The 15,209-nt window shown below is 70.1% G+C and carries 15 protein-coding genes; 12 read left to right on the plus strand and 3 right to left on the minus strand.

Annotation, left to right across the window (positions count from 1 at the left end; translation table 11 throughout):
• The first annotated feature begins 83 nt into the window (after positions 1–83).
• The 9 genes from VSH64_RS06510 to groL all read left to right on the plus strand — a co-directional run bounded on the left by VSH64_RS06510 (position 84) and on the right by groL (position 9,530).
• Positions 84–323, plus strand: coding sequence for a hypothetical protein (locus VSH64_RS06510; RefSeq protein WP_326834565.1), 240 nt, complete (start codon positions 84–86; stop codon positions 321–323).
• Between the two features lie 164 nt (positions 324–487).
• On the plus strand, positions 488–2,140 hold the full coding sequence (locus tag VSH64_RS06515; protein WP_326834566.1) for a ferritin family protein: 1,653 nt from the start codon (positions 488–490) through the stop codon (positions 2,138–2,140).
• Positions 2,141–2,256: 116 nt separating this feature from the next.
• Complete coding sequence (locus VSH64_RS06520; RefSeq protein ID WP_326834567.1) at positions 2,257–3,306, plus strand: NADH:ubiquinone reductase (Na(+)-transporting) subunit F; 1,050 nt, start codon at positions 2,257–2,259, stop codon at positions 3,304–3,306.
• A gap of 79 nt (positions 3,307–3,385) precedes the next feature.
• Complete coding sequence (locus VSH64_RS06525; RefSeq protein ID WP_326834568.1) at positions 3,386–4,555, plus strand: ferritin family protein; 1,170 nt, start codon at positions 3,386–3,388, stop codon at positions 4,553–4,555.
• The gene (gene mimD / locus VSH64_RS06530; protein WP_326834569.1) at positions 4,552–4,923 is read left to right on the plus strand and encodes a propane 2-monooxygenase effector subunit MimD; all 372 of its coding nucleotides are present in this window, start codon (positions 4,552–4,554) and stop codon (positions 4,921–4,923) included. The genes VSH64_RS06525 and mimD overlap by 4 nt, the downstream gene beginning before the upstream one ends.
• Before the next feature lie 78 nt (positions 4,924–5,001).
• Positions 5,002–6,039 carry an amidohydrolase family protein gene (locus VSH64_RS06535; RefSeq protein WP_326834570.1) on the plus strand — a complete coding sequence of 346 codons (1,038 nt, stop codon included), beginning with the start codon at positions 5,002–5,004 and terminating at the stop codon, positions 6,037–6,039.
• Positions 6,036–6,785: an iron-sulfur cluster assembly protein gene (locus tag VSH64_RS06540; protein ID WP_326834571.1), complete on the plus strand. Its 750-nt coding sequence runs from the start codon at positions 6,036–6,038 to the stop codon at positions 6,783–6,785. Before VSH64_RS06535 ends, VSH64_RS06540 begins: the two co-directional genes overlap by 4 nt.
• On the plus strand, positions 6,782–7,807 hold the full coding sequence (locus tag VSH64_RS06545; RefSeq protein ID WP_326834572.1) for an NAD(P)-dependent alcohol dehydrogenase: 1,026 nt from the start codon (positions 6,782–6,784) through the stop codon (positions 7,805–7,807). Before VSH64_RS06540 ends, VSH64_RS06545 begins: the two co-directional genes overlap by 4 nt.
• 31 nt (positions 7,808–7,838) lie before the next feature.
• Positions 7,839–9,530 carry a chaperonin GroEL gene (groL, locus tag VSH64_RS06550; protein ID WP_326834573.1) on the plus strand — a complete coding sequence of 564 codons (1,692 nt, stop codon included), beginning with the start codon at positions 7,839–7,841 and terminating at the stop codon, positions 9,528–9,530.
• A 28-nt stretch (positions 9,531–9,558) separates the two neighbouring features.
• On the opposite strand, the gene VSH64_RS06555 is transcribed toward groL, so the two are convergent.
• A complete protein-coding gene (locus tag VSH64_RS06555; protein ID WP_326834574.1) occupies positions 9,559–10,026 on the minus strand; it encodes a DoxX family protein in 468 nt (155 codons plus the stop codon).
• 422 nt (positions 10,027–10,448) lie between these two features.
• Complete coding sequence (locus tag VSH64_RS06560) at positions 10,449–11,471, minus strand: NADPH:quinone reductase (protein WP_326834575.1); 1,023 nt, start codon at positions 11,469–11,471, stop codon at positions 10,449–10,451.
• A gap of 190 nt (positions 11,472–11,661) precedes the next feature.
• Here VSH64_RS06560 and VSH64_RS06565 point away from each other — a divergent pair, with 190 nt between their 5' ends.
• The 3 genes from VSH64_RS06565 (at position 11,662) to VSH64_RS06575 (ending at position 14,366) form a co-directional block, all read left to right on the plus strand.
• Positions 11,662–12,621 carry an alpha/beta hydrolase gene (locus VSH64_RS06565; RefSeq protein WP_326834576.1) on the plus strand — a complete coding sequence of 320 codons (960 nt, stop codon included), beginning with the start codon at positions 11,662–11,664 and terminating at the stop codon, positions 12,619–12,621.
• A 133-nt stretch (positions 12,622–12,754) separates the two neighbouring features.
• On the plus strand, positions 12,755–13,936 hold the full coding sequence (locus tag VSH64_RS06570) for a sensor histidine kinase (RefSeq protein ID WP_326834577.1): 1,182 nt from the start codon (positions 12,755–12,757) through the stop codon (positions 13,934–13,936).
• Between the two features lie 61 nt (positions 13,937–13,997).
• Entirely contained in the window at positions 13,998–14,366 is a 369-nt protein-coding gene (locus VSH64_RS06575) for a response regulator (RefSeq protein WP_326834578.1), read from the plus strand.
• A gap of 34 nt (positions 14,367–14,400) precedes the next feature.
• Here VSH64_RS06575 and VSH64_RS06580 read toward each other — a convergent pair whose 3' ends face one another.
• Positions 14,401–15,048, minus strand: a complete 648-nt coding sequence (locus tag VSH64_RS06580) for a response regulator transcription factor (protein WP_326837917.1) — start codon at positions 15,046–15,048, stop codon at positions 14,401–14,403.
• Positions 15,049–15,209: the final 161 nt, after the last annotated feature.

Here is a 15,209-nt window from a genome sequence, read left to right on the forward strand (position 1 = left end):
CGCGGGTCTCACCTTGAGACGCGCTCCTCGCGCGCGCGGGGTTCTCATGGGGGAGTCCGGACGAGCAGCGCAGGAGGACCCGAATGGATGAACAACCCGAGGAAACGTACAACCCGTGGACGGTTGTCGACCTGGTGTTCCGCCACCTCGTGGACATCGGGCTGCACCCGACGCTCGGCTCCGGCGGCCCGCCGGGTGGGCCGGCGGCGGACCTGCTGCGGGCCCTGGGGATCACCCCCACCGCCGAGGGCGACGTGCGGGTTCAGCACGAGAAGGAGTCGAAGCTCGCCGAGCTGCGGGCCGCGATGATGGAGGACCGCTGAAAAATCTCCGCGGCTTGTCTCGTATTGAGACTCGCGGTTCCGCGGGCCGCCCCCTTAATCGTCTTCGCAGGACTTCACGCCTCAGTCCGGCCGGGTGAACCGGGTACCAGGGTTCGGGCAGGGCGAGCCAGCAGCCGTCGTGGCGCGACGGGTAAGGAGAGACCATGAGCCGCCAGAGCGTGGCGAAAGCCCACCAGAAGATCCAAGAGCTGTCGTGGGAACCGGTGTACCACCAGCCGGTGTCGCACTACGGAACCGATTACACGTTCCAGAAGGCCAAGAAGAAGGACCCGCTCAAGCAGGTGCTCCGTTCCTACTTCCCCATGCAGGAGGAAAAGGATCACCGCGTTTACGGGGCCGAGGACGGCGCCATCCGAGGCAACATGTTCCGGCAGGTGCAGGAACGGTGGCTGGAGTGGCAGAAGCTGTTCCTGTCCATCATCCCGTTGCCGGAGATCTCGGCCGCGCGGGCCATGCCGCTGTTGTTCCGGACCGTGCCGAACCCGGAACTGCACAACGGCCAGGCGATTCAGATGATCGACGAGGTACGCCACTCGACGATCCAGCAGAACCTGAAGCGCCTTTACATGAACAACTACATCGACCCGGCCGGCTTCAACTCGAGTCTGCGCAACTTCCAGTCGGACTACTGCGGCACGATCGGCCGTCAGTTCGCCGAGGGCTTCATCACCGGTGACGCCATCACCGCGGCGAGCATCTACCTCACGATCGTGGCCGAGACGGCGTTCACCAACACGCTGTTCGTGGCCATGCCCGCCGAGGCCGCGGCCAACGGCGACTACCTGCTGCCGACGGTTTTCCACTCGGTGCAGTCCGACGAGTCCCGCCACATCAGCAACGGCTACGCCACGCTGTTGATGGCACTTTCCGACGAAAGCAACCACCAGCTGCTCGAACGCGACCTGCGTTACGCGTGGTGGAACAACCACCGGGTGGTCGACGCGGCCATCGGCACCTTCATCGAGTACGGCACGAAGGACCGCCGCAAGGACCGGGAAAGCTACGCGGAGATGTGGCGCCGGTGGATCTACGACGACTACTACCGCAGCTACCTCGTCCCGCTCGAGAAGTACGGTCTGGTCATTCCGCACGACTTGATCGAAGAAGCGTGGAAGCAGATCTGGGACAAGGGCTACGTGCACGAGGTCGCGCAGTTCTTCGCCACCGGGTGGCTCGCCAACTACTGGCGCATCGACCCGATGACGGACGAGGACTTCGAGTGGTTCGAGTACAAGTACCCGGGCTGGTACGACAAGTACGGCAAGTGGTGGGAGAACTACAGCCGCCTGTCCGTGCCCAACGGCCACAACCCGATCGCGCTCGAGGACGTCGACTACGTCTACCCGCACCGGTGCTGGACCTGCATGGTCCCGTGCCTCGTGCGTGAGGACATGGTCACCGCGGAGGTCGACGGGCAGTGGCGGACGTACTGCCACGAAGCCTGCCGCTGGACCGACGCCGAGGCGTTCCGGCCCACGTACCAGGGTCGCGAGACCCCGAACATGGGCAAGCTCATCGGTTCCCGCGAGTGGGAGACGCTCTACCACGGCTGGAACTGGGCCGACATCGTGTCCGACATGGGCTTCGTGCGCGACGACGGCAAGACCCTGGTCGCCCAGCCGCACCTCGACCTGGACCCGAAGAAGATGTGGACGCTGGACCACCTGCGCCGGTGCCCGCCGCTGCAGAGCCCGAACGTGCTGCTCAACGAGATGACCGCCGAGCAGCGGGCCGCGTTCCAGGACGACTACAACCGCCAGGGTCCGGCCGGACGTCCCGCAAGGGCAGCGTCCTGACCGGATGAAGTGACCGGCCTCCGCCGGCGATCGGGTGCCGTCCTCGCGGCGGCCCCGGTCGCCGACGGTGGCGACCCGGGATGTGTGCGGAACTCCGGCGTTCAGGCAGGGAAGCGATGGGAAACAAGCACCACGTCCGCTTCGAACCGGTCGGCATCGAGATCGAGGTCGACGAGGACCAGAACATCCTGCGTGCGGCTGCCGAGCAGGGCGTCATGCTCATGCACGGGTGCAAGGAGGGGCAGTGCGCCTCCTGCAAGTCGTTCATCCTCGACGGCGACGACGTCGACCACGACCGGTATTCCACGTTCGCGTTGCCCGACTTCGAAAAGGAGGAGGGCTTCACGCTGCTGTGCCGGGCGCACGCGTACGAGGACCTGACGATCGAACTGCTCAACTACGACGAGGAGATGATCCACTCCGGACTGCCGATCCAGGACGCGGTCGCCGAAGTGGTTTCCATCGAGGAGATCACGCACGATCTCCGGCGGCTCGTCGTCCGGCTCGTGGACGCCGAGTCGTTCAAGTTCTTCCCCGGTCAGTACCTCGATTTCGCGGTACCGGGACACGAGGCCACCCGGTCGTTCTCGATGGCGAACACCCCGGGCCGGGATTCCGGCCAGCTGGAGTTCGTGATCAGGATCTACCCGGACGGGTTGTTCTCGCACCTCCTGGACACCGCGGTGTCGGTGGGCGACCGGCTCGACGTGCAGGGTCCCTTCGGGGTCTTCACCCTGCGCGACGCTCCAGAGCGGGATCTGGTGTTCCTCGGGGGTGGCGCCGGCATGGCGCCCATCCTCTCGCTGCTGCGGTCCATGGCCGAGCGCGGCATCGAGCGGAAGGCGACCTATTACTACGGCGCCCGCCGCAAGAGGGACCTGTGCTTCGAGGCCGAGCTCACGGCCCTGGAGGACAAGATCCCGGGTTTCCGGTTCGTGCCCGCCCTTTCCGAGCCCGACGAGGGTGAGGACTGGGACGGGGAAACCGGGTTGATCACCGACGTCGTCCGGCGGCTCGAGAACCGCCTGGACCGGGCCGACGTGTACGTGTGCGGGCCACCGCCCATGGTGGAGGCGGCCCTGGAACTGCTGCCGGCGCTCGGCGTGCCGGAGAAGCGGATCTTCTACGACAAGTTCACCACCACCGGTGACGCGGACGAGACCTGATCATCCCGTCCGCGCCGCAGGAACACCGAGAAATCGGGGTATCGACGAGACCCGTGCCCGACGCGAAGGAAAGATACCGATGACATCGACGGCAGAACGCAGTGTGCCCAAGCCCGTCTTCACCGACGCGGAAGCGGGTGCCCGCGAGTTTCCCGACTCGGAGCTGCGGCACTACAACTACTTCACCCCGAAAAAGCGCAAGCAGAGCCACTACGAAGACGTCACCGTCGAGGTGCAGCCCGACCCGCGGCACTACCTGAGCCAGGGCTGGCTCTACGGCTTCGCCGACGGACAGGGCGGTTACCCGCTCGAGTGGACCGCGCTCAAGGCGTGGGGCTCCGACCGGCCCGTGCCCGTGCGCAGCCCGGGGTCGGGGGGCCAGGGCTACCCGTGGCCGGCCCACGGCTGGCACGAGTTCCGCGACCCCAACGAGGAGTGGGAGCTCACCCTCTACCGCTACAACGCCAACGTGGTGCGTCAGCTCAACCAGAACATCGACGCGGCTCGGCAGTCGAAGGCGTTCGAGCAGTGGAACCCCAACTGGGTCAGCTTCGTGTCGCAGCACGTGGGCGCGTGGATGCACGTGGACCACGGCCTGGGGCTGTACCTGTTCGCCAACGCCAACCGGCGCGCTCCCACCAACATGCACAACAACGCGATCTCCGTGAACAGCATGCACCGCATCCGTGCGGCGCAGGACCTCGCGCTGTACAACCTCACGCTGTCGGAGGAGATCGACAGCTTCGACGGCACCGCGCACCTCGCGACGTGGAACGAAGACCCCGCGTGGCAGGGCGTGCGGGAGACCGCCGAGTCGCTCACGGAGATCTGGGACTGGTGTGAGGCGGTCTTCGCCGCCAACATCGTGTTCGAGCCGCTCGTGGGCGAGCTGTTCCGCAGCCGCCTCGTGCAGCAGGCGGCGCCGGCCAACGGCGACTTCGTGACCCCGACGCTGATCGGCGCCGAGGAGTTCGACTTCTCCGAACGCGACCTGCGGTACACGAAGGCGATGTTCGAGCTGTTGGTCAACGACAGCGAGTTCGCCGACCACAACCGCGGTCTCATGGACAAGTGGCTCTCGGCCTGGGTGCCGAAGTGCATTTCGGCCGCCCGCGCCATGCAGCCGCTCTGGTCGCAGCCCGACGCGAAGCCCATGCGGTTCGAAGACGGCCTCGACCGCGCCAAGAGCCGCTTCGGCGGCATCCTGTCCGATCTGGGCCTTCAGGCACCGAAGGAGCTGAGCCAGTGACTGTTTTCAAAACGGCGGAAAGTCCGTTCAAGTCCGACAACACCGCGTCGAACATGTGCGGCTTCACCCTGATGAACAACCAGGTCGGCACGATCATCGCCGAGGTCGTCTCGAAGCTCGACAACGTCACCGTGACCCCGCTGCCGTCGATGATCCGGGTCGACGCGGTGGGCCGGATGGACCTCGTGTTCGCCGACGTCGACGACGCCGCGGGCGAAGAGGAGGGCTGGTTCGACTCGGCGGAGTTCGAGGAGAGCATGTCCACGCACTACGGGCGCATGGTCCACCTCGACGACCGCACGATCATGTTCGCCAACCCCGAGGACGCGGCCGAGTACATCGACTTCGACCTCGTGGCGCGCAAGTAGGAAAAGCGGCGGCCGGCTCTCGAGCCGGCCGCCGTTCCGGTCTCCAGCGGAACTCGAATCAGTCCGGGAGGAAGCACCGTGTACGAAAAGGACGGCGAGAAGTACTTCGTGGTCGACGGGCACACCCACTTCTGGGATGCCAGCCCCGCCAACTGGGTCGCGGGGCAGGAGGAGTACGCCAAGGGTTGGATCGAGTGCTTCCACGCCTACCAGAGCCTCGGTCCGAAGGAGACCCACTGGCCCATCGAGAAGTTCCAGAAGTACGACGAAGAGACGATGATGTACGACCTGTTCGACGCGGGTCACGTCGACGTCGCCATCTTCCAGCCCACCAACCTGCGGCAGTGGTACCGCGAGGGGTTCAACACGACCGAGGTCAACGGGGCGCTGGCCGAGAAGTACCCGGGCCGGTTCGTGGTCAACACGAACTGGGACCCGCGCGACGGCGACCCGGGCCTGAAGGCCTTGGAAGAGCGGGTGAAGCGCTGGGGCTGCACGGGCGCGAAGCTCTACACCGCCGAGTGGCAGGGTGACTCGCGGGGCTGGAGCCTCAAGGACCCGGAGGCGGCGCGCTACCTGGAGAAGTGCCAGGAGCTCGGCGTGAAGAACATCCACGTCCACAAGGGACCGACGATCTGGCCCCTGGACAAGGACGCGTTCGACGTGCGGGACGTGGACTACGCGGCCACGAACTTCCCGGGGCTCAACTTCATCGTCGAGCACGTGGGCCTGCCGCGGATCGAGGACTTCTGCTTCATGGCCACGCAGGAGCCCAACGTCTACGCCGGCCTGTCGGTGGTCATCGGCGGCCTCATGCACGCCCGGCCGCGGTTCTTCGCGAAGGTGATGGGAGAGCTGCTGTTCTGGGTCGGTGAGGACAAGATGATCTTCGGCGCCGACTACGCCATCTGGGAACCCAAGTGGCAGGTCGAGGGCTTCGTCGACTGGCAGATGCCCGACGGTGAGGAGTTCGCCGACTACGGGAAGCTCACGGTCGAGACCAAGAAGAAGATCCTCGGTCTCAACGCGGCCCGCCTCTACGGCCTGGACGTGCCCGAAGGCCTCGGCCTCAAGGCGCCCGAGACCGTCGAGGCAGTAGGGGTTCCGTCGCCGTGACGGCAGCCGGAACCGCCGGCGCGCGCACCGACCAGACCGCCGCGATCACCGCGGCGGTCTGGTCGGCGCTGGGGTCCGTGCGCGATCCCGAGCTCGACCGGCCGCTCACCGACCTGGGTTTCGTGGCGAGCTCCACCGTGGACCCGGACGGCGAGGCGGTCGTCGAACTGTGCCTGCCGACGTACTTCTGCGCGCCGAATTTCGCGTTCCTGATGGTGGCCGACTCCTACGACGCGGTGTCGGCCGTGCCCGGCGTGGCCCGGGCCGTGGTACGGCTCAAGGACCACTTCGCCGCCGACGTGATCAACCGCGGCGTGGCGGCGCGCGCCGGGTTCGTCGGGTCGTTCGGCGAGGAGGCGGCCGACGAGCTCGACAGCCTGCGCGCCGACTTCCTGCGCAAGGCCGTGCTCGCCGGCACCGACCGGGTGTGCCGGTCGATGGTCGCGCGCGGGGTCGCGCGCGAGGACCTGGCGGGGCTCACGCTCGCCGACGCGCCGGCCACGCCGGACCGCGACCGGCTGCGGGAGCGCCGTCTCGAGCTGGGTCTGCCCGCCGGCGACACCGACCCGCTCGTGCTCGACCCGGCCACGGGTGAAGCCGTGGCGGCGGCGGACGTGCACCGGCACCTGGGGGTCGCGCGCCTCACGCGCGTGAGCCAGGACGCCAATTCGGGGGTGTGCCGCGGGATGCTGCGCGCCCGTTACCCGGAGGCCACCGACATTCCCGACGAGGAGGAGACGCCATGAAGGCGGTCCGGTTGCACGCGTACCACCAGCAGCCCGTGATCGAGGAGGTGCCCGAGCCCAGGGTCACCGGGCCGCTCGACGTGGTGGTGAAGATCGGCGGGGCCGGCGTGTGCCGCACGGACCTGCACATCATCGAGGAGCAGTGGGCGGCGAAATCGGGGGTCGCCCTGCCTTACACGATCGGGCACGAGAACGCGGGCTGGGTGCACGAGATCGGCTCGGCGGTCACGAACGTGGCCGTCGGCGACACCGTGATCCTGCACCCCACGCCCACGTGCGGGCTGTGCCACGCCTGCCGCGCCGGCAACGACATGCACTGCGAGAACAACGCCTTCCCCGGCATCGACACCGACGGCGGGATGGCCGAGTACCTGCTCACCTCGGCGCGGGCGTGCATCAAGCTCGACCCGGACACCCGCCCCGAGGACGTCGCGGCGCTGGCCGACGCCGGCATCACCGCCTACCACGCCGTGCGCAAGGCGGTGCCGCTGCTGCCGCCGGGCACGGTGTGCGTGGTGAACGGCGCCGGTGGGCTCGGGCACATCGGCATCCAGTCGCTGCGCGCGCTCACCGCGACGACCGTGGTGGTCGTGGACCGCAACGTGGAGGCGCTCAAGCTGGCCGCCGACCTCGGGGCCGACCACACCGTGGTCGCCGACGGCAGCCACGTCGACGCGGTGCTCGACCTCACCGGCGGGCACGGGGCCGAGGTGGTGCTGGACTTCGTCGCCGAGCAGGGTGCGCAGCAGGAAGCGTTCGCGATGACGCGCCGCAACGGTTCGCACTTCGTGATCGGCTACGGCAGCAACATCGACATCCCGACCATCGACATCATCTCCACGGAACGCAACATCGTGGGCAACCTGGTGGGCACCTACAACGACCTCGTGGAGCTGATGGTGCTCGCGCAGGCGGGCAAGGTCACCTTGCACACCAGGCAGTACCCGCTCGACGCGGCACTCGACGCGCTGGCCGATCTCGACGCCGGCCGCGTGCGGGGCCGCGCGATCCTCGTCCCGTAGGCAATCCGTCCCAACACACAGGAGGAGCAGCATGGCCAAGGAACTTCGCTTCGGCTCGGAAGCCCGCGACCTGCTGGTGGCGGGGGTGGACAAACTCGCGGAGGCCGTGAAGTCGACGCTGGGCCCCAAGGGGCGCAACGTGATCATCGAGAAGATCACCGGCTCGCCCGTGGTGACCAACGACGGCGTGACCATCGCGCGCGAGGTCCACCTGAGCAACCAGTTCGAGAACATGGGTGCGCAGCTGGTGAAGGAAGCGGCGATCAAGACCAACGACGTGGTGGGCGACGGCACCACCACGGCCACGGTGATCGCCCAGGCGATCGTGGGCGAGGGCATGCGCGCGATCGCCCACGGCGGCAACCCCGTGCTCGTGAAGCGCGGCATCGACGCCGCGGTGGGCCGCCTCGTGGAGCACCTGGAGACCATGGCGCACCCGGTGAAGTCCGAAGAGGACTACCAGCGGGTGGCCGCGATCTCCGCGAACGACGACGGCGCGGTCGGTGCCGTGATCGCGAAGGCGCTGCACACGGTGGGGGAGGGCGGCGTCGTCACGATCGAGGAGTCGCAGCGCATCGGCATGTCGGTGGACTTCGTGGAGGGCTTCGAGTTCGACAACGGGTACCTCTCGCCGTACCTCGTGACGGATCCCGGGCGCCTGGAAGCGGTGCTCGACGACCCGTACATCCTGATGTGCAGCGAGAAGATCACCAACGTGCAGCAGCTGATGCCGGTGCTGGACAAGGTGATGCGCAACCCGCGTCCGCTCGTGCTGATCGCGGAGACCGTGGAGGGCACGGCGCTGTCGATGCTCGTGCACAACCACGTGAACCGCACGTTCCAGGCCGTCGCGATCCGGGCGCCGGGCTTCGGCGACCGCCGGCTGCACAAGCTCGAGGACCTCGCGGCCGTGGTCGGCGGGGCCGTGCTGTCGAAGCACGCGGGCTTCACGCTGGAGACGATGAAGCTCGAGCACCTCGGCCGGGCGAAGCAGGTGCGGGTGACCGAGAACGCCACCCAGATCGTGGGCGGCGCGGGGTCGGCCGACGACATCGAGTTCCGCGTGAGCCAGCTGCGGGCCGAGCGCGAGCGCGCGCAGTTCGGCGTGGACGAGGACGTGCTGACCGAGCGGATCGGCGCGCTGACCGGCAAGGTCGCGGTGATCCGCGTCGGTGCCGCGACGCCGGCCGAGCTGAAGGAACTGCAGCACCGCGTGGAGGACGCGCTTTCGGCCACGCGGGCCGCGATCGCGGAGGGCGTGGTCGCCGGTGGCGGCGCGACCCTGCTGCACGCGGAGAAGGTGCTGACCGGCCTCGACCTCGAAGGCGACTACGCCATCGGTGCCGAGATCGTGCGGCGCGCGCTGAGCGCACCGGCGCTGCTGATCGCCAGCAACGCCGGCTACGCGGCCGACGAAATCGTGGAGCAGACCCGGAAACTCGGCGACGACGAAGGGTTCGACGCGTTGGTCGGCCGCTTCGGCGACCTCGTGGAGCTGGGCATCATCGACCCGCTGCGGGTGTGCCGTTCGGCGTTGCAGAACGGTGCTTCGGTGGCCGGGCTGCTGCTCACCACGAACTCGCTGATCGCCGAGGAGCAGACGCCGTGGGGTGGCAGTGCGGCGCTGATGACCGAGTTCGGACCGCTCGACGGAGGATTGCACCAGCCCTCACCCGACGCGAGCACACCGCAGTCGCTCGGGCTGGGCCCGTCGGTCGGCTGATCCCGGGTCGTCTTGGCCCCCGCGCGCCTCACCCCCGTACGGGCGCGCGGGGGTCTTCCCGTGTCGTGGGGTCGGTGGTGCTGTCGCCGGTGTTGCCGGTGCCGGCGCGGAGGGACGCCAGTGCGCCGGTGAGTGAGAACCGGCCGGGGCCGGTGAAGGCGAGGACCAGCAGTGTCCAGCAGAACAGCGCCGCCTGCTCACCGCCGTTCTGGATCGGCAGCACGTCGTTGGGCGCGTGCACGGTGAAGTAGGCGAACGCCATCGAGCCCGACCCGATCAGCGCGGCCGCGCGCGTGCCGACGCCCAGGCACACCAGGGTGCCGGCGACGAGCTGGATCAGCGCCGCCCACCACCCCGGCCAGGTGCCGACCGGCGTCGGCGCGTGGGCGCCGAGCAGGCCGAAGATCGTTTTCACGCCGTGGCAGGCGAAGAGAAACCCCACCACGATGCGGAAAACCCCGATCGCGTGATCACGGATCGCGTCCAGCCGGCGCATGGTACCTCCACAAAGGACGGTACCGGGGCGCGGCCGGGCCACACCCCGGTCGGTTGCGGTAATGGTCCAGACCTCTCGGTGCGTGTGACCAGGTATACCGGCAGTGACGTCGTGGCGATACCTGCGAAAGTGTGGCCCGGGGCGTGACAGGGGGTGTGCGGGACCGGGGTGCGGGGCTGGGACGGCCCGGCGCGGGGTGGTCCGGCTTGGGGGCCACCGCGCACGGGGTGGTCAAGTGCGGCGTTCGTTCGCCTCGGTGATCGCGCCGGCCGCCGCGTCTTCGCTCGCGACCCGGAGCCGCCACACGTAGGCGTGCGGCGCCGGCGTGTGCACGACCAGGTCGCGTTTGCGTTGGTATTCGAGCGGCCGGTTCTCCGCGGCGAACGGCCCGTGCGCCGCGGAGAACCGGCCGGTGTGCGGGTCTACGCCGGCGTCACGTCGATCAGGATCTTGCCCGTCACCCCGTTTTCCGAGGCTTCGTGCGCTTGCGCGGTGTCGGCCAGGGCGAACCGGTGCACCGGCAGGCCGCGGTCCTCGCCGAGGCGCAGGGAGCCGTCGAGCAGGGCCGCGGTCACGTCCTCCGCGCCGGCGCGCAGCCGGTCGAGGCCGACGGTGTAGAGCACCAGGAACTGGTAACGCGAGTTCAGCCACAGGTTGCGGCCGAACTCGAGAGTGAGCGAGCCGGTGCCGCGGTCGTCGCCGTAGACCGCCACGGTGCCGCGGGTGCGGAGCACCTCGGCGTGCAGGCCCGCGTTCACGCCGGCGGCGACCTCCACGATCACGTCGACCCCCTCGGGCGCGATCGCCTTGATCTCGGCGGCCGCGTCGGCCGAGGTGTAGAGCACCACGTGCTGCGCGCCGGCCGCGCGGGCGAGCGCGGCTTTGGCCTCGGTGCTCACGGTGGTGATCACCGTCGCGCCGGCCCAGCGGGCCAGCTGGACGGCGGCGTTGCCGACGGCGCCCGCGCCACCGGTGACCAACACGGTGCGGCCGGCCAGCGCGCCCGGGGCCAGCCGGGCCGGGCCGTCCTCGGCCACGGTGAGCGCGCGGTGCGCGGTGAGAGCCGGCACGGCGAAGCCGGCGCCTTCGTCGAAGCCGACGGAGGCGGGCAGGCGCACGAGCCGCTCGGCGGGCAGCACCAGGTACTCCTGCGCGGTGCCCGACGCGGGGGAGTGGGCCGCGGCGAGGAGCACCCACACGCGGTCGCCCGGGGCGAAGTCGGTGACGCCGGACCCGACGGCGTCGACCACGCCCGCGCCGTCCTGGTTGGGCACGGCCGGGCCGGCCAGCTCACCGGGGCCGCGCCGCGACTTCCAGTCCGTGGGGTTCACGGCCGACACGACCACCCGCACGCGGACCTCGCCGGCGCCCGGTTCGGGCACGTCCCGCTCGGTCAGCGACAGCACTTCCGGTCCGCCGTGGCGGGTGTACGTGACAGCTTTCATGTCTCGTGCAAGGCGGGGTCGCGCGGGGTTATTCCGGGTGGCGCGGGTGTCCACTCGGGAGTGCGCCGCTTCGCCGGTGTGGGGTTTACCCCACGCCCGCTCCTGATCGGTCGTGGTGGCTGCTCGATGGTCCCGCGGGTCCCCGCGCGCCACGCTGGACGGGACGCATCGCCGACGTGAGGAGAAAGCCGTGGCCGCGCACGAGAAACCGGACGTCACTCTCGAACCGGCCGCCCGGGAGCTGGCCGACGCCACGGCGAACCCGCCGTTCCTCTACGAGCTCGGCCCCGACGCGGCCCGCAAGGTGCTCGACGACCTGCAGTCGGGCGACGTGGTGAAACCCGCCGTCGACGACGAGTGGCTCACGGTGCCCGCCGCGGTCGGCGACGTGCCGGTGCGGATCGTGAAGCCCGCCGGCGCGACCGGCACCCTGCCGGTGATCCTCTACGTGCACGGCGGCGGCTGGATCCTCGGCAACGCCGGCACGCACGACCGGCTCGTGCGCGAGTTCGCGACCGGTGTCGGCGCCGCGGTGGTGTTCGTCGAGTACACGCGCTCGCCCGAGGCGCACTACCCGGTGGCGATCGAACAGGCCTACGCGACCGCGCAATGGGTCGGCCGCGAAGGCGCCGCCAAGGGCCTCGACGCGTCGCGCATGGCCGTGGCGGGCGATTCCGTGGGCGGGAACATGACCGCCGCCCTGGCGCTGATGGCCAAGAACCGCGGTGACGTCACCTTCGTGCAGCACTCCCTGTACTACCCGGTCACCGACGCGGGCATGGACACCGAGTCCTACCACCTGTTCGAACACGGGCCGTTCCTCACCGCCAAGGCGATGGAGTGGTTCTGGGACGCCTACCTGCCCGATCCGGCCGAGCGCAAGCAGATCACCGCTTCCCCGCTGCAGGCGAGCCTCGAGCAGCTGGCGGGGCTGCCGCCGGCGTTCCTGATCGTGGACGAGTACGACGTGCTGCGCGACGAAGGCGAGGCGTACGCGGCGAAACTGCGCCTGGCGGGGGTGGCCGTGACGACCGTGCGCTACGACGGCATCCTCCACGACTTCATGATGCTCGACCCGGTCCGGGACACGCACGCGGCGAAAGCCGCGACGGCGCAAGCGATCGCGGTCCTGCGGGAGGCCCTGCACTGACAGGGCGGGCCGCCGCCCCCGCACGCCCGCGGCACCCGCGGGCCGGCCACTCCCCGTCGTGGCCGGCCCGCGGCTCGCGGGGTTCTTCCGGCGGCTTCCCCGGGTACGGTGGGCAGGACGTCCGGAGGCAGCCGTGGACTCTCGCCGTGAAGAACTCGAACTGATCCTGCACACGGTTCCGCAGCCCGTGTGGGTCATCGACCACGACGGGGCGATCGAGTTCGCCAACCCCGCGGCCGTGACCGCGCTCGGCTACACCGACCTGGCCGAGCTGCGCGGGCGGCCGAGCCACGAGACGGTGCACCACCACTACCCCGACGGTTCGCCGTTCCCCGCGGCGGAGTGCCCGATGCTGTGGTCGCGCCAGGCCGGGACGACCGTGCACGAGGACGAGGACTGGTTCTTCCGGCGTGACGGCTCGAAGCTCCCGATCGCGTGGTGGTCCTCGCCGCTCGACCTGCCGAACGGCCGCGGCGCCGTGCTCGCGTTCGAGGACACCACGCAGCGCCGCGCGGCCGAGCAGGCGGTGCGCGAGCGGGACGCCGCGCGGATCCGGGCGGCCGAGTCGCGCGCCACCGGGCGGCGCATCGTCGAGAGCGCGGCGGCGGCCCGCCGGCAGGTGGCCCGCGACCTGCACGACGGGGCCCAGCAACGGCTCGTGACCCTGCTCATCGAGCTGCAGCTGGCGCGCGAGGAGCTCGACGCGGACCCGCGGCTCGTCGGCCCGCACCTGGACGAGGCCGTAGAGCAGACCCGCGCGGCGATCGTGGAGCTGCGGGAGCTCGCCGCCGGGATCCACCCGGCCATCCTCACGCTGCGGGGGCTGCGCTGCGCGGTCGAGGCCCTGGCCACGCGAACGCCGCTGCCGGTGGAGGTGACCGGCTCGGTCGAGGTCCCGCTGCCCGAAGCCGTCGAGGCGTGCGCGTATTTCTTCGCCGCCGAAGCCCTCACGAACGCGGTGAAGCATTCGCGCGCTTCACGGGTCATGGTGACCATCGAGGCGACCGGGCCCGTGCTCTCGGTCGAGGTCCGCGACGACGGCGTGGGCGGCGCGGTCTCGGCCGGTGCGGTTGTGGATGGTGCGGCCGCGGCCGGTTCGGTTGTGGACAGTGCGGTTGTGGACAGTGCGGCGGCGGCCGATGCGGTTGTGGACGGTGCGGCTGCTGATGGTGCTGTCATGGACAGTGCGGTCGCGGACAGGCCCGGCTCCGGGCTCGCCGGGCTGGCCGACCGCGTCGACGCCCTCGGCGGCCGGCTCACCCTGGTCTCCCCGCCCGGCGCCGGAACCACGCTGCGCGCCGAATTTCCCCTCTGACCACCCGAGCCGTGGGGACTTCCCCATGGTGGCGACCCGCGCCGGGCAGGACCATGGACCCATGGCGCCCACCGCCCTGATCGTCGACGACGACGCCGGTTTCCGGCGCGTCGCCGGGCGTTTGCTGGCCGCCCGCGGCTTCGTGGTCGTCGCGCAGGCCGAGGACGGCGCGCGCGGCCTCGCCGCCGCCCGGCTCCACCACCCCCACTGCGTTCTGCTCGACGTCCACCTGCCCGACGGCCCCTGGCTCCCGATCGCGCGCGCCATGCTCAGCGGTTCCGCGCCGGTGCCGCGGATCCTGGTGACGTCGACTGAGCCGTCCGCGGTCGCCGAGGCGGAGGTGGTGGCCGCCGGCGTGGTGGGGTTCGTGGCGAAGGACCGGTTGGTGGGGGCGGATCTGGTGGCGCTGTTCGGGTTGCCGACGCCCTGACGCTTCGCGGGTTTGCTTCGGTGCGGTGGTGGCCTCAGCCACGCAGGTATCGCAGCACCGCGAGCACCCGCCGGTGCCGGCTGGTCGCCGCTTGGTTGAGGCCGAGCTTGCTGAAGATGCCGGTCACGTGGCGTTCCACGGCGGGCACGGTGACCACGAGCTTCTCCGCGATGCCGATGTTCGAGTGCCCCTCGGCCATGAGGGCGAGGACCTCGTGTTCGCGTGGGGTCAGGTCGTCCAGCGGGCTGCCGAGGCGCTTGCGGCCGACCAGGCGGGCGATCACGTCCGGATCCAAGGCCGTGTCGCCGGCGGCGACGCGGCGCACGGCGTCCACGAGCACCGCCGGGTCGGCCACCTTCTCCTTCAGCAGGTACCCGACGCCTTCGGCGTGGTCGCCGACCAGCTCGAAGGCGTAGCGGTCCTCGAGGAACTGCGACAGCACGATCACGCCGATCCCGGGTTCGGCCGAGCGGACCTCGAGCGCCGCGCGCAGTCCGTCGTCGGTCCGGTCCGGGGGCATGCGGATGTCGGTGATCAGCACGTCGGGCCGCTGCGTCCGGACCTGGCGCAGCACACCGGGCGCGTCCGTGGCCACGCCGGCGACCTCGAAGCCGGCGCGTTCGAGGACCCGCAGGATCCCTTCCCGCACCAGGGCCTGGTTCTCGCCGACGACCACCCGGATCCGCTCCGCCACGGGCTCACGCTACCGGCGCGGCGCCGGGGCGGCCTCCCGTCGCGACCGCGCGGGTCACGCGCGGGTGCGCTGCGTACCGGGCCGGTGACCGGGTGCTGCGCAGCCGGATCGACACCGGGAACCGTCTTGAGTTCTGACTAACGACCAGT

This window comes from Amycolatopsis rhabdoformis (assembly GCF_035918295.1).
Classification (GTDB): Bacteria; Actinomycetota; Actinomycetes; order Mycobacteriales; family Pseudonocardiaceae; genus Amycolatopsis; species Amycolatopsis rhabdoformis.

Coding starts and splice junctions, on each gene's coding strand:
- VSH64_RS06525 (WP_326834568.1), top strand. CDS start 3,386: ATGACATCGACGGCAGAACGCAGTGTGCCCAAGCCCGTCTTCACCGAC.
- VSH64_RS06510 (WP_326834565.1), top strand. CDS start 84: ATGGATGAACAACCCGAGGAAACGTACAACCCGTGGACGGTTGTCGAC.
- VSH64_RS06545 (WP_326834572.1), top strand. CDS start 6,782: ATGAAGGCGGTCCGGTTGCACGCGTACCACCAGCAGCCCGTGATCGAG.
- VSH64_RS06520 (WP_326834567.1), top strand. CDS start 2,257: ATGGGAAACAAGCACCACGTCCGCTTCGAACCGGTCGGCATCGAGATC.
- VSH64_RS06560 (WP_326834575.1), bottom strand. CDS start 11,471: ATGAAAGCTGTCACGTACACCCGCCACGGCGGACCGGAAGTGCTGTCG.
- VSH64_RS06555 (WP_326834574.1), bottom strand. CDS start 10,026: ATGCGCCGGCTGGACGCGATCCGTGATCACGCGATCGGGGTTTTCCGC.
- groL (WP_326834573.1), top strand. CDS start 7,839: ATGGCCAAGGAACTTCGCTTCGGCTCGGAAGCCCGCGACCTGCTGGTG.
- VSH64_RS06575 (WP_326834578.1), top strand. CDS start 13,998: ATGGCGCCCACCGCCCTGATCGTCGACGACGACGCCGGTTTCCGGCGC.
- VSH64_RS06515 (WP_326834566.1), top strand. CDS start 488: ATGAGCCGCCAGAGCGTGGCGAAAGCCCACCAGAAGATCCAAGAGCTG.